Source organism: Peteryoungia desertarenae (assembly GCF_005860795.2).
Lineage (GTDB): Bacteria > Pseudomonadota > Alphaproteobacteria > Rhizobiales > Rhizobiaceae > Allorhizobium > Allorhizobium desertarenae.
In genome coordinates this window covers 755,496-777,875 of record NZ_CP058350.1, presented here as the reverse complement: position 1 = coordinate 777,875, position 22,380 = coordinate 755,496, and the positions used below count along the sequence as shown (strand labels likewise).

At 58.1% G+C, this 22,380-nt stretch carries 13 protein-coding genes; 5 read left to right on the top strand and 8 right to left on the bottom strand.

Annotated features, from left to right (window positions below; genetic code table 11):
• Positions 1-54 precede the first annotated feature (54 nt).
• The 3 genes from FE840_RS03655 to FE840_RS03645 form a co-directional block, all read right to left on the bottom strand.
• Positions 55-8,583, bottom strand: coding sequence for a GH36-type glycosyl hydrolase domain-containing protein (locus FE840_RS03655; protein WP_138287109.1), 8,529 nt, complete (start codon positions 8,581-8,583; stop codon positions 55-57).
• 282 nt (positions 8,584-8,865) lie between these two features.
• On the bottom strand, positions 8,866-9,546 hold the full coding sequence (locus tag FE840_RS03650; protein ID WP_138287397.1) for a helix-turn-helix domain-containing protein: 681 nt from the start codon (positions 9,544-9,546) through the stop codon (positions 8,866-8,868).
• Between the two features lie 157 nt (positions 9,547-9,703).
• Complete coding sequence (locus tag FE840_RS03645) at positions 9,704-10,348, bottom strand: TetR family transcriptional regulator C-terminal domain-containing protein (protein WP_138287111.1); 645 nt, start codon at positions 10,346-10,348, stop codon at positions 9,704-9,706.
• Positions 10,349-10,497: 149 nt separating this feature from the next.
• Between FE840_RS03645 and FE840_RS03640 the strand changes: the two genes are divergently transcribed.
• Positions 10,498-11,637, top strand: coding sequence for a M20 aminoacylase family protein (locus FE840_RS03640; protein WP_138287113.1), 1,140 nt, complete (start codon positions 10,498-10,500; stop codon positions 11,635-11,637).
• A gap of 58 nt (positions 11,638-11,695) precedes the next feature.
• Here FE840_RS03640 and FE840_RS03635 read toward each other — a convergent pair whose 3' ends face one another.
• From FE840_RS03635 to FE840_RS03625, 3 genes are read right to left on the bottom strand one after another with little or no spacing between them, the layout of a single operon-like run.
• Complete coding sequence (locus FE840_RS03635) at positions 11,696-14,896, bottom strand: efflux RND transporter permease subunit (RefSeq protein ID WP_138287115.1); 3,201 nt, start codon at positions 14,894-14,896, stop codon at positions 11,696-11,698.
• Positions 14,893-15,873 carry an efflux RND transporter periplasmic adaptor subunit gene (locus tag FE840_RS03630; protein WP_138287117.1) on the bottom strand — a complete coding sequence of 327 codons (981 nt, stop codon included), beginning with the start codon at positions 15,871-15,873 and terminating at the stop codon, positions 14,893-14,895. The genes FE840_RS03635 and FE840_RS03630 overlap by 4 nt, the downstream gene beginning before the upstream one ends.
• A 20-nt stretch (positions 15,874-15,893) precedes the next feature.
• Positions 15,894-16,094: a YgaP family membrane protein gene (locus FE840_RS03625; protein WP_138287118.1), complete on the bottom strand. Its 201-nt coding sequence runs from the start codon at positions 16,092-16,094 to the stop codon at positions 15,894-15,896.
• A 224-nt stretch (positions 16,095-16,318) separates the two neighbouring features.
• Between FE840_RS03625 and FE840_RS03620 the strand changes: the two genes are divergently transcribed.
• The 3 genes from FE840_RS03620 to FE840_RS03610 all read left to right on the top strand — a co-directional run bounded on the left by FE840_RS03620 (position 16,319) and on the right by FE840_RS03610 (position 19,624).
• A complete protein-coding gene (locus tag FE840_RS03620) occupies positions 16,319-17,509 on the top strand; it encodes an MFS transporter (RefSeq protein ID WP_138287120.1) in 1,191 nt (396 codons plus the stop codon).
• Between the two features lie 126 nt (positions 17,510-17,635).
• Entirely contained in the window at positions 17,636-18,883 is a 1,248-nt protein-coding gene (ispG, locus tag FE840_RS03615; protein ID WP_138287122.1) for a flavodoxin-dependent (E)-4-hydroxy-3-methylbut-2-enyl-diphosphate synthase, read from the top strand.
• Positions 18,884-18,958: 75 nt separating this feature from the next.
• The gene (locus tag FE840_RS03610; protein WP_138287124.1) at positions 18,959-19,624 is read left to right on the top strand and encodes a YiaD family glycine zipper/OmpA-like lipoprotein; all 666 of its coding nucleotides are present in this window, start codon (positions 18,959-18,961) and stop codon (positions 19,622-19,624) included.
• A gap of 63 nt (positions 19,625-19,687) precedes the next feature.
• On the opposite strand, the gene FE840_RS03605 is transcribed toward FE840_RS03610, so the two are convergent.
• Both FE840_RS03605 and FE840_RS03600 read right to left on the bottom strand, forming a co-directional pair.
• Entirely contained in the window at positions 19,688-20,329 is a 642-nt protein-coding gene (locus tag FE840_RS03605; protein WP_138287126.1) for a LysE family translocator, read from the bottom strand.
• Positions 20,330-20,447: 118 nt separating this feature from the next.
• The gene (locus FE840_RS03600; RefSeq protein ID WP_138287128.1) at positions 20,448-21,362 is read right to left on the bottom strand and encodes a polyprenyl synthetase family protein; all 915 of its coding nucleotides are present in this window, start codon (positions 21,360-21,362) and stop codon (positions 20,448-20,450) included.
• A 161-nt stretch (positions 21,363-21,523) separates the two neighbouring features.
• On the opposite strand from FE840_RS03600, the gene mtgA reads away from it, so the two are divergent.
• Positions 21,524-22,276: a monofunctional biosynthetic peptidoglycan transglycosylase gene (gene mtgA / locus FE840_RS03595; protein WP_138287130.1), complete on the top strand. Its 753-nt coding sequence runs from the start codon at positions 21,524-21,526 to the stop codon at positions 22,274-22,276.
• Positions 22,277-22,380: the final 104 nt, after the last annotated feature.

The window sequence follows — 22,380 nt, the reverse complement described above, 5'->3', positions numbered from 1 at the left end:
AAGAGGCCCCGCCACTGCTGGCGGGGCCTCTTTCGTCTTGCCTGTTGGGATCGGTTACTCGGCCGCCTTGGCCTTCGGCTTGCGCGTTGCCTTCTTCGCCGACGGCGGGGCCGGGGGCTCTGGCAGATCCTGGCCGATCTCCTGGGCCCTGCCGTCCAGGGTCACGTCATAGCCCTCGGCCTTGCGCGAGACGGCCACCTCGACCATGCGTCCATCGATCTCGACCTTTGCCTTGAAGCCCTGCCAGTGCTCGGGAAGCGCGGGGGTTACGACGATGTCATTGCCCTTGCGGCGGATGCCGAGGAAGCCTTCGACCGCAAAGCGGTAGAGCCAGCCGGCAGAACCCGTGTACCAGGTCCAGCCACCGCGACCGGCATAGCCTTCGCCGCCATAGATATCGGCCGCAACGACATAAGGCTCGACGCGGTACAGCTCTGCTTCTTCCGGCGTGCGGGCATGGTTGATCGGGTTCACGAGCTCGAAGACGCGCCAGGCGTCCGAGCAGCGTCCGGCCTTGACCAGCGCAAGGCCGAGCCAGATCGCCGCGTGGGTGTACTGACCACCGTTCTCACGCACGCCCGGCGGATAGGCACCGATATAGCCCGGATCGACCTCAGGCTTCTCGAAGGCGGGCGTGAGGAGGCGTACGATGCCCGTCTCTGAGTCGACCAGTTTGGAGACTGCGGACTCGAGAGCCTTTGCGGTATGCGCGGGATCTCCGAGACCGGAGAGCACGCTCCAGGACTGGGCGATGGAGTCGATTTGGCACTGCAAGGATTCATTCGATCCCAGCGGTGAGCCGTCGTCGAAATAGCCGCGACGATAGTGGTCACCGTCCCAGCCGGTCGTTTCCAGAGCGGCTTTAAGCTTTGCGATATGGTCGCTCCAGCGGGCGCTGCGCTCACGTTCGCCGCGCTTGTCGGCCTGCGCCTTGAAGCGCTCCAGCGTTGCGGCCAAAAGCCAGCCCAGCCAGACGCTTTCGCCGCGGCCTTCAATGCCCACACGGTTCATGCCGTCATTCCAGTCACCGCCGAGGATCAGCGGCAGGCCGTGTTCGCCGGTGCGGGCCATGGCCAGATCCAGTGCGCGGGCGGCATGCTCGTAGAGATCTGCCGTCTCTGCCGCCGTGTTCGGCAGGAAGAAGCTGTCATGCTGCCCCTGCTTCAGATCCGGGCCGTCCAGGAAGGGGACCGGTTCGGTAAGGATGGTTTCGTCGCCTGTCGCCGAGACATACTGGTCGATCGCATAGGCGAGCCAGACAACGTCGTCGGAGATCATGGTGCGGACACCCGCTCCCGTCTGCGGCAGCCACCAATGCTGGACGTCGCCCTCGATGAACTGGCGGGCTGCGGCCTTCAGGATCTGGCGACGGGCAAGCTGCGGTTCGACCGTCAGGAAGGCCAGCGTATCCTGAAGCTGGTCACGGAAGCCATAGGCACCGCTCGCCTGATAGAAGCCGGCCCGCGCAAACAGGCGGCAGCTCAGTGCCTGATAGGGCAGCCACGCATTGACCAGGTGATCGAATGCCGGATCTGGCGATTGCACTTGAAACTTGCCGGTGAACTCTTTCCAGAAGGACTTCGACGCTTCCAGGGTGGCGTCGAAAGACCGCAGCCGCATGTCTGTGGCCATGCGCATGGCCGCGTCCTTATTCTCCGCTTCGCCAAGAACAAAGGTAATGTCCGCCGACCCGTGCGCAGGGAGCTCGACCTCGAACATCAGAGCCGCGCATGGATCACCATCGGTTTCCAGGGAGCCGGACAGTACCCTTGGCTGGGCAATGGCTTGTGGCAGCGCAATTGTACCATTGCGACCAATAAATTCTCGACGGTTCGCCGTGAAAGCGCCAAGCGTGCCTTGACCCATCAGAAAGGCAAAACGGCCCGGATAGTTGGTGTCGTAGGGATTGGTCGCGAAGAGGGCGCCGTTTTTTTCATCATGGCTCGCCAGGACATAAGGCGCCGTCTTTTGTCGATTATTGCCCAGAACCCACTCCGCGTATCCGTAGACCTTAAGCCGACGCGTAGTTGCGGTCTTGTTGCTCAAAGTGATCTTCGAAAACTTCGCCGGCGCATCACGCGCTACCGTCTGGCAGATCTGGATCTCCATATCCTCGTGCTGGCTGGCTAGGATGGAGTAACCCATGCCGTGACGGGTTTCGAAGCGGGCCGAGGGGTCCGTGTTCAGCCCGGCAACTGTCGCGTAGTTCCGGTTGTTTTCCGGATCGACGACGTAGAATGCCTCGCCGGGACGATCGACCACCGGGTCATTGCTCCAGGGGGTGATCTGATAATCGCGGGAGTTCTGGCTCCAGGTAAAGCCGCCTCCCTCTGCCGAGACGTGAAAGCCGAATTGCTCATTAGCGATCACGTTGATCCATGGGTGCGGCGTGGTCATCCGACCGTTCAGGCGTATGACGTATTCACCAGTGGCCGCATCAAAACCACCAAAGCCATTCCAGAAGAGCAGATCGTCGCCATTTGCAGACGTTTGGGTCGTCTCTTCGAGGCTCGTCATTGGCGGAAGGCCCTGCCAGTCACCTTCTCCGCTATCGGGCGATAGCGGATTGGCGAAAAGCGTGACGGCACGGTTCACCTGATCAACGATCTTGCCATTCCTGGCATGAACGACGACGCGTGAGGCGGCGAGTAACGCCTGGGCGCGGCCTTCATCCATAAGGTCGTCACGCACGACGAAGACATGCTGGCGACCAACTGGCAGTCGATGGCGAAGGTTTTCGGCCATATGCTCCAGCGCATGCTGCATGTCCTGCACATAGGATGTCGCGCGCTCATTAAGGATTGCGAGGTCCGCAATCACACCCCGGCGGCGCAGATATTCAAGGGCGCTCATCGCCTCCCGAGCAATTTCCATATCCATGTCGTCGTTGATGCGGACAGCAAATATCGGCAAATCGCCCGAAATCGCCATGGGCCACAGAGCTGATTGACTGGCCAGGCCATTTTTCACGGTTTCCGGGTCAGCGCGCAGATGGTTATCCGGGTATACCAGATAGCGGCCAAGGTGCTGGAAGGCTGCAGCTTGCTGTGACGTGATGCCAATATGACGCAACTCGACCTGTGCGCGGGTCCAGGCATGAATGAGTTCATGGCTAAAAGCGTCGGGGTGACGGTAACGTTCTATCGCCTTGTCGATATCTTCGCGGATCGCGCCTGCGATGGTCCAGAAAATCACCGATACTTTTTTGCCAGCCGGAACACGGACCGTGCGCCTCAGACTGAGAACCGGATCGAGCGTGTAGCCTTCGGAACCGGAAAGTGTTGCACCCGGATCGAAGGCGGCAGCATTGGCAAGATCTCTGCCACGTCCGATGAATTTCCGTCTGTCCGTTTCGAATTCTGTTTCGCGTCCAGGACCAGCATTGTCGACGACGAGATGGGCGACGCACATGTCCGGATCACTCGGGCTGCGCTTGTTGCGCTCAGCGCGGATCACGTCGCGGCGGCGACCAAACTCGGTCTTGATGAACATCCGCGAGAAAAGCGGATGAGCGCTGTCGGCATCTTCGTACGCGATGACAGGCTCGACATAGGACGTTACTTCAATAAACCGGTCCTCCGTTCCGGTGTTGAGGATCGTCAGACGCCTGCCTTCTGCATCATGCTCTGTCGCAACGATACACTCGACGGATGTCGAGATGTCGCCAACAGTCTTGAAGAATTCGGCCTTGTCATCGCCGAAGATAGTCTTGGTCTTTTCATCCTGCGCCCGACGTGGTGTGGCGGTCGCCGACCACCATTGGTTTGTGGCGGTGTCACGCAGGAAGATGAAGTTGCCCCAACGATCCTCGGTGGGGTCCGCTTTCCAACGGGATACGCTCTGGCCATTCCACCGGGAAAAGCCCGAGCCGGTCGCAGTCAGCATGACAGAGTAGTGACCGTTGGAAAGGAAGACCACTTCGCGATCCTTGGATGCCGGATCCACGATCGTCCGGATCTCTGCTCGCAAGAGGTCCGCCTGGCCCTTTCCAGGCGCTTGCGGCTCATGCTTTGCACTCATCACCTGGATTTCACGCGGTGCCTTTTCCTGGATCAGGAGTTCGGCTGCTTCAATCACCGGATCGGCATGGAAGAGTGCGCGCAGGAGACCATTGAAGGCGACGTTGGCAACCGCTGCTATCGACATGCCATGGTGGTGGGCATAGTAGTTGTAGACGACGGCGCATTTCTTGCCGTCGGGGACACGTGTCGGCGTGAAATCGACGGCATCGTGATAGCCATAGGCGCCGAGCGCGCCGAGTGCACGCAGGCGCTCGAGGTTTTCGAGAGAGGCTTCCGGATAATACTGGCTCGCCAGGATCGAGGCATAGGGCGCGATAACTGCGTTTTGTCCGAGGCCCCGTTTCAAGCCCAAGGTCGGCACCCCGAAATTGGTATACTGATAGGTCAGCTCATGATCTCGCGCATTGAAGGCCGCTTCTGAAATGCCCCATGGCGTATCCAGACGGCGGCCATGGTTCATTTGCTCAAGCACGACCAGATGGTTCGTCTGGTTCAGAATACCGCCCTGGCGCTCCTGCATCACCAGTGGTGGCATCAGATACTCGAACATCGACCCTGACCAGGAGATCAGCGCAGCACGGGCACCAATTGGCACCACCTGGCGACCCAGGCGATACCAGTGTTCGGTTGGCAGATCGCCCTTGGCGATTGCGAAAAGACTGGTCAGCCGTGCCTCGGATGCCAGCAGGTCATAACATGCCTCGTCGAGTTCGCGACTTTCCACCCGGTAACCTATCGACAGCAGACGCCGCTCCGGTCTGAAGAGGAAGGTAAAGTCCATTGAGAAGGCAAGATTGCGTGCCCTTTCCCCCAGAACACTCAATCTCTTGCGGAGAGGTTCGATGGTCGAAAGATCGAAGGCAGTGTCGGCAATATGTGCCTCGCAGACCGAGACGAGTGATTCAGCCCAGCGGGTGATTTCGGCGCTCTGTTCTGTGCGAATCTCATGATGGAGATTGGTCGCAAGCTTTTGCACGTCGCGCGCCAGCACGGCCAGATTGATGATCCGGATCGACGCAAATTCATGCTCGCGCTTGACTGCCGCCAGAGCCGTATTGAAGCCATTGATACGTTCTTCAAGACGACGACGGAGAGGTCGAAGGTTCTTGCGGTCGTCCGGCAACTGAGCCAGCGTCTCCAGAAGAATTCCGCCGACATCGCCGATACCATCCAGATTGCCTTGAAGGTGAGCTGATGGCGCCTCCGCCCATTCCCGACACGCGGAGGCGATGGCGATCAGATGTCCGGCTAGATTGCCACTGTCGACCGCTGACACATAGCGTGGACCCAGGGTCTTCAATGAGTCGGTATGGTACCAGTTGAACAGATGGCCGCGATGCTTTTCCATCCGTTCGACCGTTGAGATTGTCTGCTCCAGACGCTCGATCGTCTGCTCGAAGCTAAGCCAGCCGAAGTGGCGAGCTGAGACCACGGACAGAAGGTAAACCCCGATGTTCGTGGGTGACGTTCGTCGTGCGAGCACCGGTTCGGGGACTTCCTGCAAATTGTCGGGTGGCAGGTAGTTGTCGCCAGCGGTGACGAATGTCTCGAAGTAGCGCCAGGTCCGTCGGGCTACCTTCCGCAGTTCAATTGCTACATGCGGGGGAACCTCAAGGCTGTCTTCAGTCTCCGCCGACTGGCTCACATACCAGGCAACCAGTGGGGAGGCGAGCCAGAGCAGGACGAATGGAATGCCGGTCAGGTAGCCATATTCATCGGCGCCAAACAATGCAGCGAGGCAGAGCGCAACAATGGCCAGCATGGGGGCATGGCGCATGGTCTGATAATAGGACAGGGCATCGCCCTGAGCGCTGGACTGGATGCTGCTGGCTGTGCGCCATTCGAGCAGAAGTTTTCGACTGACCATCATTCGGTAAAGCGATCGAATGATGGCATCCGTCATCATCGCTGCGTTGTCCGCAATAAAGATGATCCGGAGAGCCACTTGCGCATTGATGGATCGCACTTCCGACCACAGGGTTTGAAAATGTGCTGCGGGGACGATGTCCGTCTGGCGCGGCAGGACGCCAGAAAGCAATGAGAGCGTCGGAGCGACAAAAAGGCTGAATATGAGCAGGAGCTGCCAGATCAAGGCGCCAATCGGGTTCATGGTGGCCCAACCCAGCACCGAGGCGATGAACCAGGCTATGGGTGTCAGCGAACGTCTAAGATTGTCGATCATCTTCCATCGGCCAAGCGCGGTAATGCCACGTTTGCTGTCGCCGATGTAAGGCAAGAGCTGCCAGTCGCCGCGGGCCCAGCGATGCTGTCTGGAAATCTCGACTTCGTAACGGGTCGGAAAATCTTCGACGAGTTCGACATCCGTCACGAGCGCGCAACGCGCGAGCGATCCCTCAAGCAGATCGTGGCTGAGCACCGAATTTTCATCAATACGGCCCTTCAAGGCCGCTTCGAAAGCATCGACGTGATACAGGCCCTTGCCGGTGAACGTACCTTCGCCGGTGATGTCCTGGTAGACGTCGGAAACCGTGAACACATAGGGGTCGAGGCCGCGGTTCATGGAAAAGATGCGCTGGAAGACCGATGCATCCTTGCCTGTTGTGAGCGAAGGTGTGACCCGCGGTTGCAATACGCCGTAACCGCTCACGACGCGACCAGTATCCGGATCATGCACAGGGCGATTGAGCGGATGATGCATCTTGCCAACAAGCTTGGTGACGGCATCGCGCATGAGGCGCGTATCGGCATCAAGCGTCATGACATATTGGACGCCTTCCGGTACCATAGCGGCACCTGCGACATAGGACGTATCGCGGTCGCCGCGCAAAAGCAGGTTCAACTCATGCAGCTTGCCGCGCTTGCGTTCCCAGCCCATCCAGCAACCTTCTGCCGGATTGTAAAGTCGCCTGCGGTGTAGAAGGAAGAAGCGTGCTTGGCTTTCGCCGCCATAGCGCGCATTCAGTTGTGCCATCTCCCGTTTCGCGTATTCGAGAACATCAAGATCGGCGGGTGCCTCTTCCGTTTGGCTGTCCTTCCAATCGCTGAGAAGCGCGAAGTAGATCTCGCCATGCGGGTTTGTCAGGTAATGGACTTCCAGATTGCGAATGAGCTCGTCGACGTCGTCCCGTTTGGTGATCATGCAGGGCACGGCGACAAGGGTTCGCGCCTCTGGGGGGATACCCTCCTTGAATTCGTAGCCTGTCAGTCGTGCCGGCTTCACGAAAAAAGTGACCAGCGTGTTGAAAAGGCCTGTCGCTCCCTCCGACGCCGGAAGTGCGAATAGTGCCAGCAAGATGACAAGGAGGGCTGTCGGGATGCCGGCGTCAGCCAAGAAATAGCCTACAACGCCAAGCGCAAAGATCGTCAAGGCGATGACCGGGATTGCAATCGAGAGCCAATGCAATTTTTTGAAGGCTTCGATGAGAATGCGAGAAACCGGTTTCAAATAACCGATTGCATTTTCGAGGACACTGCGGTTCGTGCCGACAAGGTATGCTCCGACATCTGCAGGTCCGTGGTCGGTCTCGGCTTTCATCCCCCGTGCGAGTTCTACCGCCGTCTGGGCGATCTCAATTTCGGTCTGGTTCGACCGACGCGCCATCCTTTCGATCTGGCTGCGATAGAGATTTCTTGAGCCGAAATCGAGGGCGCGATAGTCGGTGTGTTGTGCCAGGATACGGTCGACGTGACAGACGTTCTCGACCCAGACGCTCCACTCCTTGTCGTCGATTTCCCGGAGGCTCTTGACGATGTTGCCCATCGTAACATTGCCGGATGACAGGCGATTATGCTCAGCATCCATCGCTTCCTGGGCGGTACGACCGGCTGCCTCCAGGCGTTCCTCAAGCCAGTTGACGGCAAATGCAGTGTTCTGCGAGCCATTACGCAGCCGATAGAGAAACTGGGTCGCAAAAGTATTGTCCTCGGCGAGTTGCTCGATCCGCTTCAGGTATTCTGCGGCACTCCGGGGATCGTTCAGCCGGATGATTTCATCGGCAACTTCATTTGCACGGCGACGCATCCGGCGCGAGCGATCCACCCGGGTTGCAATACGCCGGAGGTTTTCTGTCAGGACAAAACGTACGATAGACGGAAGTGCCCAGAGTTCACCAATCTCCAGCGGTTGATGGGATTGATAGCCCTCGACCAGAGCGGTCATGCTTTCTTGAGAGACGGTCGAATGGGTATGGGCCACGTAGAGCCATGCCAGAGCCATGGTCCGCGGGATCAGGGTTTGTCCGATCTGGATCGTCGGCAACTGCCGATAGAACTTGCGGGGAAAGTCGCGCCGAACTTCCTGAATTGCCTCTTCAATGACATAGTGGTTGTCCAGAAGCCATTCCGCCGCCGGCGTGATCGTTGCACCCTGCTCGACATCTGCTGCGGTTGCCCGATAGACTCTCAGGATTTCGCGTTCGTTCTCACGGTTGCGACGGAAAAAGTCGAATTCGGTGTAGCCTGGAAGCTCTCCAATTCCCTCCTTCGCGAGAGAGGCAGCGACCTCGGCAAGCTCATCAATTGTCAGATAACTGGCTCTGATCGAGTCATTGTGGTCGATTTGCTTTGTTTCAAGCTCGCGCAAAGGAATATGCAGCGTCATTTTTCAGATGAATTCTCGGTTGTATCGATGGTCGACGTTTCAAAAACTTGCCAAGCGCTGTTCATCGCAGACCAATTGCGTCACATGTCTTGAGCGCTCCGTTCAACCATCGGAACAGAAAGCGGCTGTATTGCGACATAGATTGGCGGGCGGGCTTGCTCCGGTCAAAGCAAGCTTCGAAAGACTGTCATGGAAGTTGGAATTCTATGCCTTATTTCGCGGCAGCCGCCAAGTGGTAGTTTTTGGTGGTCCGGGCTGATGTTTTCGCTTGAATTGCAAGCTTCATGGTTCGTCCGGTCTATCGGGGTAGCAGATGATCGATAGAAACCGGATTGGTAGAGTTACCAGGACTTCCGGCCCGTGACGCGCGTCGGCCTCGAAGAAAAGGCTGTCACCCGGTTTCAACGTATAGAGCTGGTCGCTGTGACGGTATTTCACCTCGCCCTCCAGCATATAGATCAGCTCAAGGCCCGGGTGCTGAAAGGTCGGAAAAACATCGGAGTCAGCCGTCAGGGTGATGAGGTAGGGTTCGACCTGAACACCGCTGCCACCTCGTGCGATGTGGCCGAGGAGACTATATTGGTGGCCGGCACGGGTCCCGCGGCGCTCGATCTCAACCCCTTCACCAGCCTTGACCAAGATCGCACTTCTTGGCTCTTCGAAACGTCTGAAGAAAGTGGTGAGCGGTACTCCAAGTGCCCGTGCAAGCGCCTGCAGGGTTGTCAATGACGGTGAGGTGTTGCCATTTTCGATTTTGGAAAGCATGCCAAGTGAAATGCCGGTTGCAGCTGCCAGATCAGCTCCCGTGATACCCAGCTTCTTGCGAAAAGCTCGCACCTCATGACCGATGGCGATCTCGAGGTTGTTTTCTTGTGGATCTCTAACCGCATGAGGGTCCTGGCGGAGTTGTGCCCGGCGCGCTTCTTCGGCTTTCCTCACGGCCTGTTTCCCTTTCGGCGGCATTCTATCATCGATCATGGCGATCCTCCCATCAGCGCGGCTGATACGGTAGACGCTGCCTGAAGGCAATCTTGCAGTCTGGCTTTCGGGGACCTGATTAAAGTTGGCCGTTGTTGGACTTGTCTGAAGTACCGACATGACACACCATAGAATAGATGGTCTATCGCTGTGAGAATGAACGGCGGAGAGAAATACCGCCCAGCATGGCTTCTACCGAATCGAGAGCAATTTCCGAAAGGGGCTTATCGACGAAAAGGTCACTCGCCATGGACCCTTCCAGCCAGAGCCCATCGATCAAGCCATTGATGGCAATCGCAAGACTGCGGATGCCAACAGCATCAAGCTTTCGGCCTTCCGCGGCTAGAAACTCAGCGAGAAGATGTTCGAAAACAGCGATAACGGTCAAGTAGTTCTCGCGATGGATCCTTGCCAATTCCTCATCCACCCGCACTCGGCTGATGAAGGCCGCCCACATGGAAAGAACAGCCGGATCGGTCACAGGGGGAGAGACGTTGGCAACGATGAAATCATGAAGACGCACCCGCGGATGATGCTGGGCATCTTCTGCTGCCGCAATCGCCGTGCGCGTCATGTTCGAGAGGATTTCCCGATAGGCCGCCTGCAGCATCTGGTCCTTGCCGGCAAAATAATGGCGGATGAGGCCACCGGTAACGCCGGCACGAGCGGCGATATCGCGAACGGTCGCGCCTTCCAGACCATGTTCGGCAACGCTTGCCAGCGTTGCGTTGATCAGATCCTGACGTCTCTCGCTCTCGCCGGCGCGCTGAAAGCTGCGGCGTGCCATGGCCTACTCCCTTTGGCGCCCTTTATTGTGGGCTTTATACAATTGATCGATCAGACCACAAATGTCAGACTGGTCATAGGGTGGAACATGGCTTCCGCTTCGTCTCATCTACATTCGAGGGTCCTGTGACGATTCAGTATTCAAACGTCATGGCAGACGTGCTTGCCACGCGCCGTCATCTGCATGAACATCCCGAACTCGGACTTTCCGAATTTTACACGTCTGACTATGTCGCCTCACGTCTCGAGGCAATGGGCTACGAGGTCACACGGGGTCTTGCGAAGACAGGCGTCGTTGCATCGCTTAAGCTGGGCAATAGCGGGCGCAGCATCGGCATCCGGGCTGATTTCGACGCCCTGCCGATCCACGAGGAGACGGGCCTCGACTATGCCAGCAAGACGCCAGGCCTGATGCATGCCTGCGGGCATGACGGGCATACCGCCATGCTGCTTGGTGCGGCACAAATTCTTGCCGAACGTCGCAATTTTGATGGCACGATCCACCTGATCTTTCAGCCGGCCGAGGAGAATTTTGGCGGCGCACGCCTGATGATCGAGGATGGCTTGTTCGAGCGCTTCCCTTGTGATGCTGTCTTCGCGCTCCACAATGAACCCGAGATTCCCTTCGGTCATATCGTGGTTCGTGAAGGCCCCGTGATGGCGGCTGTCGACGAGTGCAAGATCATCGTCAATGGCCGTGGCGGGCATGGCGCCGAACCGCAGTCCACGGCTGACCCGATCGTTTGTGGTGCTTCCATCATCATGGCGTTGCAGACCATCGTCTCGCGCAATCTGCATCCGATTGATCCAGCCGTGATTACGGTCGGTGGCTTCCATGCCGGCTCTGCCAGCAACATCATTCCTCAGCGCGCGGAAATGGTCCTGACAATACGCTCCTTCGATCCGAAGGTCCGCGATATGCTGGAGGAACGCATTCGCGGCATTGCCGAAGGGCAGGCGGCAAGTTACGGCATGGGCGTCACGATCGAATATGAGCGCGGTTACAACGCCACGGTAAACCACAAGGCGGAGACCGATTTCGTCCGCAATCTCGCGATCAGCTTTGCCGGGAAAGACAAGGTCTATGACATGCCGCGTCCGACCATGGGCAGCGAAGATTTTGCCTATATGCTGGCTGAGCGGCCGGGCACCTATTTCTTCCTCGGCACCCAGAAGTCTCCCGAGGATCCGCCTCTTCATCACCCGCGCTACGACTTCAACGACGATATCCTGCCGATCGGGACCAGTTTCTGGGTGGAACTGGCCGAGAAGTGGCTGGCGCCGCGTTGAGGACTCAAGATTGGAGAAAGGCCCCGGAAGCTTGTGCTTTCGGGGCCTTTTGCTGTTCTCAGGTGCGAAGCACCCTGTAGATCGCGGGTATGACCAGCACAGTCAGCAAGGTCGATGAGATCAGGCCAAAGAGCAGCGAGATGGCCAGCCCCTGGAAGATCGGGTCTGACAGGATGGTGATCGCACCAATGATCGCCGCCAAAGCGGTGAGCAGGATCGGCTTGAAGCGAATGGCGCCTGCCTCGATCAGGACCTCCGTCAACGGCCTTTCCGGGGAGGCAGCGTGCTTGACGAAGTCCACCAGGAGGATCGAGTTCCGCACGATGATCCCCGCCAGCGCGATGAAGCCGATCATCGAAGTTGCCGTGAAGGGTGCATTGAACAGCCAGTGGCCGCCAAGGATGCCAATGAACGTCAACGGTATCGGCGTCAGGATCACCAGAGGAACCTTGAACGAGCCAAACTGGGCGACCACAAGAATGTAGATCCCGAGCAGGGCGACCATGAAGGCAGCTCCCATGTCCCGGAAGGTCACCCATGTGACTTCCCATTCTCCGTCCCAGAGCAAGGTCGTCTTGCTTTCGTCTGTCGGCTGTCCGTGCAGGGCGATTTCGGGCTTTTGCAAGCCGGTCCAGTCCTGCTGATCCAGCGCTTCATGAACGGCCAGCATACCATAGAGCGGGGCTTCAAAGTCTCCGGCAAGTTCAGCCGTCACCATTTCGGCATAGCGACCATTGTGACGGAAGATCGGATAGGAAGCCTGTTCCTCCTCTATCCGCACAACGTCGCCAAGCTCGACCACGGCGCGTGATCCGGGCAGCAGGTTGGCCGGGATCGGTGTCGACAGGAAGGTCTCGTCGAGGACTTTCTCACCCTTGGATCGCTCAACCGTAATCGGGATGGGATAGCGTCCATCGCCGCGGTGCGAATAACCGACCGTCGTCGATCCGTTGAGGATAGAGATCGTATCGAAGACATCGGCCTCCGAGACCCCGTAGTAGTCGAGATCGTCTGTTGAAATGGTTAGCCTCAGGCGACGGGTCGGTTCACCATAGCTGTCATCCACATCCACGATGAAGGGAACGGACTGGAAGGCCTGCTTCACCTTTTCGGCAGTCGCGCGCCGCGTTTGCGCATCCGGGCCGTAGATCTCGGCCAGCAGCGTTGCCATGACCGGCGGGCCGGGTGGCGGTTCAACGACTTTGAGGCTTGTACCTTCTGGAACGGTCAATTCGGACAGCAGGCGCTGGCGCAGATCAAGAGCAATCTCGTGACTTGAACGCTCACGTTCGCCTTTGGGTGTCAGATTGAGCTGTACATCACCCAGATGTGGCTGGTTGCGGAAGAATGAATGGCGGACCAGTCCGTTAAAGTTAAACGGGGCGGCCGTGCCGGCATGGGTCTGGGTCGTCATGACCTCCGGCATGGACAAGGCAACTGCCGCTGCTGCCTGGGCGACGGCATCTGTTGCCTCGACGGATGAGCCCTCCGGCAGGTCTATCGTGATCTGCAGCTCCGACTTGTTGTCGAAGGGAAGCAGTTTGACTGTGACATCCTTCGTGTAGAAGAGCACCAAAGAGCCGATTGTGGCGATCCCGACGAGGATCAGAAAAATCCAGCTGCGACTCTTGGAGGCCAGGATTGGCGCTGCCACCGCTGTATATCCGCGTCCCAGCATGCCGCCATTTCGATGCGCATCATCATGATGCAACTGCGCCTTGCCGGCGATCTTCAGCATCAGCCATGGTGTGACAATCACCGCCACGAAAAACGAGAAGATCATCGCCGCCGACGCATTGGCCGGGATCGGGCTCATATAGGGGCCCATCATGCCGGAGACGAACATCATCGGAAGCAGCGCGACCACGACGGTCAGTGTCGCGACGATGGTCGGGTTGCCGACCTCTGCCACTGCTTCAATGGCCGACAGTCGCCGGTCGCCGGAGGGATTCATGCCCCAGTGTCGAGCAATGTTTTCGATCACGACGATGGCGTCGTCCACCAGGATGCCGATGGAGAAGATCAGTGCAAACAGCGAAACCCTGTTGAGCGTGTAGCCCATGAGGTTGGCGGCAAAGAGTGTCAGCAGGATCGTGACCGGAATGACGATGGCGACGACCAATGCCTCACGACGGCCGATCGATACCCAAACGAGCGCAATGATCGATATTGTCGCAAGCGCAAGGTGGAAAAGGAGTTCGTTTGCCTTTTCGTTGGCGGTTTCCCCGTAGTTCCGGGTGACCTCGACGGCAACGCTGTCGGGAATGAGGCTTCCCTTCAGTTCTTCGACCCGGTGCAGGATTTCTTCCGATACAACGACGGCATTGGCGCCAGCGCGCTTGGCCAAAGCCAGTGTGACAGCCGGGACTCTCTCAAGGCTGCCGTTTTCGGCTCTGGTGACCGTCGAGACCTTCGCTTCGCTTGTGTCCGTTACGAACGAGACTTCAGCGACGTCCCGGACGTAGACGGGGCGGTTGTCGCGGGTCGTCAAGAGAAGGTTGGAGATTTCTGCCGGCGTCGAGAGTGTTTCGCCTGCAACCACTTCAATCTGTTGCCCGCCGTCGCGTACCCTGCCGGTGGAGAAGGAGCGATTGGCTGACTGAAGTTTGCCGGAGAGTTGCTGTAGTGTGACGCCGTAAAGCGCAAGGCGCTCGGGATCCGGATTGACGCGAATGGCGTTGCCGTTTTCGCCTACCAGATAGCTTTGGCCAACATCGCCGATCTTCGCCATCTCCACCCGCAATTCGCGGGCAATGCGGGTCAGCGTCTCGGCATCCACACTTTCTGCTGCCTCTTCGGAAGGCGTCAGTGTGAGTGTGACAATCGCGACGTCATCGATTGTTCGACCGATGATCGCCGGCTCCTGGATGCCGACGGGGATGCTCGAAAGATTGGCGCGGATATCGTCATGAATCCTGAGCACCGCCGCATCGCTGGAAGTGCCGACGACAAAGCGAGCGGTGACCAGGACCTGGTCATCGCTTGTCTGCGAGTAGACGTGCTCAACATCGTTGATGCCCTTGACGATGGTTTCGAGCGGCTCGGTGACCAGCTTGACCGCATCCTCGGCCTTCAGACCATCGGCACGGACCATGATGTCGACCATAGGAACGGAGATTTGCGGCTCCTCCTCACGCGGCAGCGAAACAAGCGCGACCAGTCCCAGGGCAAGCGAGGCCAGAAGGAAGAGAGGCGTGAGCGGCGACGAGATGAAACTCTTCGTCAGGCCGCCGGCAATACCAAGACCGGGGCTCTTCATGGCAGGACCACCTCGTCGGCGATTTCGAGTCCGGTTAGGATTTCGACCATGACCTGACCATTCACAGTGAGGGGAGCGGCTGTCACGACGGCCTTCTCGAATGTGTCTTCACCATTCCGGATTGCTACGAAATCCAGACCATGGCGATTGGAAACAGCCTCCTGTGGAACGAGCAAAGCGTTCCGTTCGCCGACCGGAACCCGCACAAGCAGGCGCTTGCCGACATAGGACGTGGGCAAGTCGTTGACCTCGACATCTGCGATGACGCGGCCATTGTCGATTTCCGGGTAGAGTTTCACCAAACGTCCTTTACCGGGATTGCCGGTGACGTCTTCAATCTCGATTGAAGCGCCCTCTGCCAGAAGATCGGCGTGACGTTCGGGAATTGCGAGGCGCAGGAAGAAGCCGCCGCCGCCAATTGTGGCCACCGCTTCACCCGGCATGATGACGGCATCGCGGGTGACAGGCACGGACAGCACCTTGCCAGCTGCTGGTGCCAGGATCTCGCCCTCGCGGGATTGCTGAACGACGACGAGGCGTTGAGCCTCGGTCGCGGCAATCTGGTTGTTCAGGACATCCACCTGCGTACGCAGCGCGTCGAGCCGCTGGGCTGTCGTCACGCCGCGCTTGATCAGTTCTTCGCCACGCGCCAACTCGCTCTGTGCGTTCTCAAGTGAGGCCTGCAGACCTTTCAGTTGCGCATCCAAGGCTGCGACCTGAAAGTCGATCTTGTCATCCTTGACGGTGGCCACGACATCGCCGGCGGCCACTGTGTCCCCCTCGGCGACATTCAGTTCGATCAGCGTGCCGCCAATGCGCGCTCTTGCAGGAACGCTGTCACGGGTTTCCACGCGCCCGTAGACTGCCTTCCATTCAGGCAGAGTTGTCATTTGCAGAGACAGGCTCTCAGCCGATACGGGTGAGGAGAGAAATGCTATGGTCGCGGCCATTTGCGCCGCCAGAAGATATTTCTTCATGGTGATCCCCCTTTGTGGCCTTAAAACGCCGTGCCCTGCCGGATCCCGAGTTTGCGGAAAATCATGGCTGCCGGACAGAAACCGGTAAAGGCGGACTGAAACATGTTCACGCCGATGAAGACGGTGAACCAGATGAAGAGCGGATGGACAAAGACCGTCAGAAGGACTGACAGCAAAACCATGATGCCGGCAAATGCGAGAATGACGCGGTCGAGGGTCATGAGAGGCTCCTTAATACATAGTGGAATTGATATATATTGTGGACGACCGGAATTGCAAGTGGTGGCGGTTCGATTGTCAAAACGCAGGATAGCCCACAGCCGGGGCCGCCGGTTTGATCTTCAGCAATCATGTCTGACGAAATAAAATGTGAGCATTTCAGCACAGAAGGGAATTGCCAATCTAATCGATTTAATTAGTTTAGGCCCACCTTGCAGGAGATCCCATGACCGAATATGCGCAGACGCCGGAAACTGCCGGAAGCATTCCCCTTGTGACCCGAGAGCGCGCGGCTGTTTCCCTGTTGTTTTTCCTGAATGGTCTGGTGATCGGTGCCTGGGTAACGAAGATACCCTTTTTCGCGTCAGCACTGGCGCTGTCGGAATTTGCGCTTGGGATCATGATCTTCGTCTTCGGGGTCGGCTCGCTTGTGATGATGCCACTCGCGGGCGCACAGATCGCCCGTCACGGTTCAAACCGAGTCGTTCAGGCCACGACCATTCTGTTCATACCCACCGTCATAGGCGTCTCCATTGTTGAATCGGTCTGGCTCGGTGCTGTCGCTATCTTTCTTTTTGGTGGCCTGACCGGGGCAATGGATGTCGCGATGAACGCCAATGCGGTAGTCGCAGAGCGGCATGTCCGTCGGTCCATCATGTCATCCTGTCATGCATTCTGGAGCCTTGGCGGGCTCGTCGGTTCGGCGACCGGTGGCTATCTCATCGCAAACCTAGGCGTGCTCTCTCATAGTCTTCTGGTAGCCGGTGTCTGTCTGGTGCTCTTCCTTGCCGCAAGGCCCATGATTATCAAGGACCCGCCACAGGAGAGTGAAAAGCACCAGAAACTCCAGCTGCCGCGCTCGCCTCTTCCGTGGCTCATCGGTCTGATCGCCCTGTTTTCAATGGTGCCCGAGGGGAGCGTCCTTGATTGGAGTGCCCTCTATCTTGGCAATGAACTGGGTGCATCGACGACAATATCCGGCTTCGCCTTTGCGGCATTCTCGCTAACGATGGCGATCCTGCGTTTCGCTGGCGATTTTGTCCGAGATCGCCTGGGAGCCGTGAAGACGCTTCGCTGGTGTTCCGTGGCGGCGTTTGTCGGCCTGATCATCGCCGGGCAGGCGCCAAATGTCACCGTTGCCATCATCGGCTTTGCGATTGCTGGTATCGGTATCTCCAACATGGTTCCGATCGCATTTTCGGCTGGTGGCAATATACCGGGTCTGGCTCCGGGTATCGGGCTTTCCGTCGTAACGTCGCTCGGCTATTCGGGAATCCTGTTTGCACCGTCCTTGATTGGCTTTGTTGCAGAGTATGTGTCGCTTTCGACGGTCTACACGGTGATATCGCTCCCCATTCTCTTTGTATTCATGATGGCCGGGCTTGCGCGACATGCCGATCGCGCCGTTTCCCACTGACGCCATTTGTCGCGTTTTGAGGGAGTGGCGAACACCAAGGTTTGTCCGCCTGCCGACCTGATATGGTTGACAAGGCAGGCGGTTTGATCCACCTCCATAGCGAGTTTCACCCCAAGAGACATGCCAATGGCTTCTAGTGATCATGATCCGAAACCGCGACGGGCTTCCATTGCGGTCGATGTTGGTGGCGTAATTATCGGTGGCGGTGCACCTGTCGTTGTCCAGTCGATGACGAATACCGACACTGCCGACATTGACGCCACGGTTGCCCAGATTGCAGCGCTGCATAAAGCCGGCTCCGAAATTGTCCGCATCACCGTTGATCGCGATGAAAGCGCGGCTGCCGTGCCGCGCATCCGTGACCGACTGATGCGCCTCGGTATCGACGTGCCGCTGGTGGGTGACTTCCATTATATTGGCCACCGTCTGCTTGCCGATCATCCCGACTGCGCAGAGGCTCTTGCCAAGTATCGCATCAATCCCGGCAATGTCGGCTTCAAGGACAAGAAAGACAAGCAGTTCGCCGAGATCGTCGAAATGGCGATCCGCTATGACAAGCCGGTTCGCATCGGGGTGAACTGGGGCTCGCTTGATCAGGAGCTTCTGACGCGGCTGATGGATGAGAACCAGGCCAAGGGCTTTCCACTTTCTGCCCGCGAAGTCACCCGTGAGGCAATCGTTCAGTCGGCGCTGCTTTCGGCCGAATTGGCAGAGGAGATCGGACTTCCCCGAAGCCGCATCATCCTTTCGGCCAAGGTCAGTCAGGTTCAGGACCTGATTGCCGTTTACTCCATGCTCGCCGAGCGATCGAACCATGCGCTGCATCTCGGTCTCACAGAAGCGGGTATGGGTTCGAAAGGCATTGTCGCGTCCTCAGCCGCCATGGGCTATGTGCTGCAACACGGGATCGGCGACACGATCCGTGTCTCCCTCACGCCGGAACCAAATGGTGATCGGACCCGCGAAGTGCAGGTGGCGCAGGAATTGCTGCAGGTCATGGGCTTCCGTCAGTTTGTGCCGGTGGTCGCCGCCTGTCCCGGCTGTGGTCGCACCACTTCGACGGTGTTCCAGGAACTGGCTCAGAAGATCCAGGAGGATCTGCGCAAGAACATGCCTGTCTGGCGCGAGAAGTATCCGGGGGTCGAAGGGTTGAACGTTGCCGTCATGGGCTGCATCGTCAATGGCCCCGGCGAAAGCAAGCACGCCGACATCGGCATATCTCTGCCAGGTACGGGCGAAAATCCGGCGGCGCCCGTGTTTATTGACGGGCAGAAGGCCATGACCCTTCGTGGACCGAATATCGCTGGTGACTTTGAGGCGCTGGTGGCAGATTACATCGAGAAGCGTTACGGTCGCAAATCGGCGGCGGAATAGGCATGCGGGCAACTTTATGTTGCCGCATTTCCGCTGTTCAGGAGTTAACAGCCTGTTCTTGGAGGAACATCCATCATGATCAAGAAGATCGCTATCGTTGCGCTTTCCGCAACTGTCCTCACTGCCTGCACAACGACTGACCCTTACACTGGTCAGCAAAAGGTTTCGAACACTGCCGGTGGTGCGGCGCTGGGTGCTGCTGTGGGTGCCCTCGGTGGTCTGGCTGTCGGCGGCTCGCCAGAAGGCCGCCGCAACGCGGCTCTGATCGGTGCCGGTGTCGGAGCGCTCGCGGGCGGCGCCATCGGCAATTACATGGACCAGCAGGAAGCCGAACTGCGCGCGCAGCTCCAGGGCACGGGCATCTCGGTCACGCGCGCCGGTGATCGGATCATTCTCAACATGCCGTCCAACATTACCTTTGCGACGGATCAGGACCAGGTCATGCCGCAGTTCTATCCGACCTTGAATTCGGTCGCGATCGTCTTGCGCAAGTTCGATCGCACACTGATCGACATTAATGGTCACACGGACTCCACCGGTAGCCTTGATTACAATCAGGCGCTTTCGGAGCGCCGCGCGCAATCGGTAGCCGGCTATCTCAACGCGCAGGGCATCGACCCGCGTCGTGTCTCTGCCCTTGGCTTCGGCCCAAGCCAGCCGATCGCCTCGAATGCGACGCCGGAAGGCCGCGCGCAGAACCGCCGTGTCGAGATCACGATTGCTCCTGTCACGGCTGGCTGATTTTCAATTTTGTCAAGCAAAGCAAGAAGGCGTCGCGCAAGCGGCGCCTTTTTTCTTTCAGTATCAGAAAGCGGTCGAGATCGTTTTCGCTCCAGCCGTACCAAAGAAAATTGCCATGACGGCGTCCAGCGGACGTCGTGCGCTCTTATAGAGACGAACGGCCCTGTTTGTCGAAAACAGCAGTGCATAGCTCATGAAGACGGTAAAGCCGGTTAGAAGGCATCCGCCAACCACAAGCATGACGGAGCTGACCGAAGCCTCCGGAGGAAGCCCAAGGGAAATGGTGGCCAACCAGCCGAAGATGGCCTTGGGATTGGTCATATGGATGGCATAGCCCGCAAGATAGGTCCGCCAGAGACGTTTCCCTTCCGTTGGCCGCTCCAGATCACTGGTCGATGTAGGCCGTGAAAGGCTCTTTATCGCTTTATAGGCCAGGTACAGCATGTAGATGCCGCCTGCGAGTTTCAGGAGCTGGAGCACCTCTCCATAACGGGTCAGAATGGCAGCAAGGCCCAGCGCCGCAGCCATGGCCCAGGTGAAGGATCCGGTGAATATACCAAGGGCGATGATGAGGCCGCGCTTGCGGCCCTCACTCATTGCTGTTCCCATGATGGCGAGGTTGGCCGGCCCTGGCGTAATCACCGCTACAAGATAGACAGTGTATGCGGCCAAGAGCTGTGGCCAGTGTCCAATCAAATCTGACATGCTGAGTGTCCCCGGATGATGCACAGCAGATTGCGCCTTCATCCCCGATCATGTCGAGCAAGAAGGTTTGATGGATGCCATCACTTAACCTGATGGCAAGACGCTGATTGTTCGAGGCTCAGTTCTTGCGATCGGCTACGAAGCGCGCGGTCGCCTTCAGGATCTGGGCCTTATCGCCATAGGGTGCCAGAATGCCAATGGCTTCTTCCACCAGCTGGTCGAGACGCGCTTCGGCCCAGGCAATGCCGTGGAGCCCGACAAGCGTTGCCTTGCCACGGTCGGCATCCTTGCCTGTTGCCTTGCCCATGGTCTTGGCATCGGCGGTGACGTCCAGAAGGTCATCGGCCAGTTGAAAGGCCCTGCCGATCACTTCGCCAAATGTCCTCAGACGCCTGCGGTCCTCAGCCGATTTTCCGGCGATGATGGCGCCAGCCTCGCAGGCAAAACGCAGCAATGCTCCCGTCTTCATCGATTGGAGGAGAATGATGCCCTCTTCATCCGGTGTTGCTTTCTCTGCGCCGAGATCCAGCGACTGACCGCCTGCCATACCTCCAATGCCGGCAGCTCTTGCAAGCTCCAGGACAAGCTGGACCTTGGCCTGATCCGCCAGTTCTGTTTCCGGTGCCGCGACGATGTCAAAGGCATAGGTCAAGAGGCCGTCACCGGCCAAAATGGCTGTTGCTTCGTCATAGGCGATATGGACTGTCGGCTTGCCACGACGCAGGTCGTCATTGTCCATCGCCGGCAAGTCGTCATGGATCAACGAATAGCTGTGCAGGCATTCCAGTGCGCAACCCACCCGCATTGCCGCTTCTTCATTGCCGCCGAAAAGGCGTGTGCTTTCCATCACGAGATAGGGTCGAAGGCGCTTGCCGCCATTCAAGGCGCCATAATGCATTGCTTCGATGAGTTGGTCCGGTCGTGCGAGTTCGCCAGGCAACGGGTGCGTCGACAGGAGAAGGTCGAGATTTGCCTCAACGCTTTTTGCAAAGCTCGAAAGGCGGTGGTCAAAAGATATCGTTTCCTGGCTCATGAGCCTATTTGGCATGGCGTTTTTGTACTGACAATGCCGAATATGAGAGGCAGCGGACGGTTGGCATCTGGTGCTGACGCAGCTTTGGTCGCTTCCAGTCTGGCATTTCCGGCCATCGCCCGATATGAGATGCGGCCAAGTTATCAAGACTGCAAGCATCAATGGTGACAGAGGCCGGCATGGAAAGGGATGGTCCCATCAACGGTTATCGAAAAAGATCGGCTGGTGGGGCACGATGGTTCCGCAGAATTGCTGGACTTCTCCTGTTTGTGCTTTTGGCACCTTATCTGCTCATTCTCCTCTACCGCATAGAGTTAATCCGTCCGGTTTCGACGCCGATGCTGGCGGATCTCGTCATGTTACGGGGTTATGACCGACAATGGGTCGAGTTTGAGGATATTTCCCCGCATCTGGTACGCTCGGTCATGATGTCGGAAGACGGTCAATTCTGTGCTCACGATGGTATCGACTGGGCGCAGATGAAGCTGGTGGTCGATGACGCGCTGGCTGGAGAGACAACCCGGGGCGCAAGCACCATTCCCATGCAGACGGCGAAGAACCTCTTTCTCTGGAGTGGTCGGTCTTTTGTAAGAAAGGCGCTGGAGCTGCCTCTCGCCATGGCCTCTGACTTTGTCTGGTCGAAAGAACGCATGATGGAAATCTATCTCAATATAGCCGAGTGGGGGCCGGGCATTTACGGGATTGAGGCTGCAGCCCGACATCATTTCAATGTTTCGGCTTCGGAGCTTGGACCCAAGCAGTCAGCACTTCTGGCAGTTGCGTTGCCCAACCCCCTCGAACGAGTGGCCAGCAAGCCCGGCAATGGCATGCGCCGCCTGGCAAATGTCGTGGAGCGCCGAGCCCGGCAGTCCGGCGCATACGTCACCTGTCTCTATGGCGATGGTGGCCGCTGATCATCAGGGCCGTCCCCGCCGCGTTCTTCAAAAAAATGTCCGGGGGACTGGTCAAAGCCCCTCATGGCATGTATAAGCCCGCCAAAATCCGAGATCGAGACAGA

What these genes read in the sequence shown, in the direction of transcription:
- FE840_RS03605 (WP_138287126.1), bottom strand. Translation starts at nt 20,329, where the DNA reads ATGTCAGATTTGATTGGACACTGGCCACAGCTCTTGGCCGCATACACT.
- FE840_RS03640 (WP_138287113.1), top strand. Translation starts at nt 10,498, where the DNA reads ATGGCAGACGTGCTTGCCACGCGCCGTCATCTGCATGAACATCCCGAA.
- FE840_RS03650 (WP_138287397.1), bottom strand. Translation starts at nt 9,546, where the DNA reads ATGCCGCCGAAAGGGAAACAGGCCGTGAGGAAAGCCGAAGAAGCGCGC.
- FE840_RS03630 (WP_138287117.1), bottom strand. Translation starts at nt 15,873, where the DNA reads ATGAAGAAATATCTTCTGGCGGCGCAAATGGCCGCGACCATAGCATTT.
- FE840_RS03645 (WP_138287111.1), bottom strand. Translation starts at nt 10,348, where the DNA reads ATGGCACGCCGCAGCTTTCAGCGCGCCGGCGAGAGCGAGAGACGTCAG.
- FE840_RS03610 (WP_138287124.1), top strand. Translation starts at nt 18,959, where the DNA reads ATGATCAAGAAGATCGCTATCGTTGCGCTTTCCGCAACTGTCCTCACT.
- FE840_RS03600 (WP_138287128.1), bottom strand. Translation starts at nt 21,362, where the DNA reads ATGAGCCAGGAAACGATATCTTTTGACCACCGCCTTTCGAGCTTTGCA.
- ispG (WP_138287122.1), top strand. Translation starts at nt 17,636, where the DNA reads ATGGCTTCTAGTGATCATGATCCGAAACCGCGACGGGCTTCCATTGCG.
- FE840_RS03620 (WP_138287120.1), top strand. Translation starts at nt 16,319, where the DNA reads ATGACCGAATATGCGCAGACGCCGGAAACTGCCGGAAGCATTCCCCTT.
- FE840_RS03655 (WP_138287109.1), bottom strand. Translation starts at nt 8,583, where the DNA reads ATGACGCTGCATATTCCTTTGCGCGAGCTTGAAACAAAGCAAATCGAC.
- mtgA (WP_138287130.1), top strand. Translation starts at nt 21,524, where the DNA reads ATGGTGACAGAGGCCGGCATGGAAAGGGATGGTCCCATCAACGGTTAT.
- FE840_RS03625 (WP_138287118.1), bottom strand. Translation starts at nt 16,094, where the DNA reads ATGACCCTCGACCGCGTCATTCTCGCATTTGCCGGCATCATGGTTTTG.
- FE840_RS03635 (WP_138287115.1), bottom strand. Translation starts at nt 14,896, where the DNA reads ATGAAGAGCCCCGGTCTTGGTATTGCCGGCGGCCTGACGAAGAGTTTC.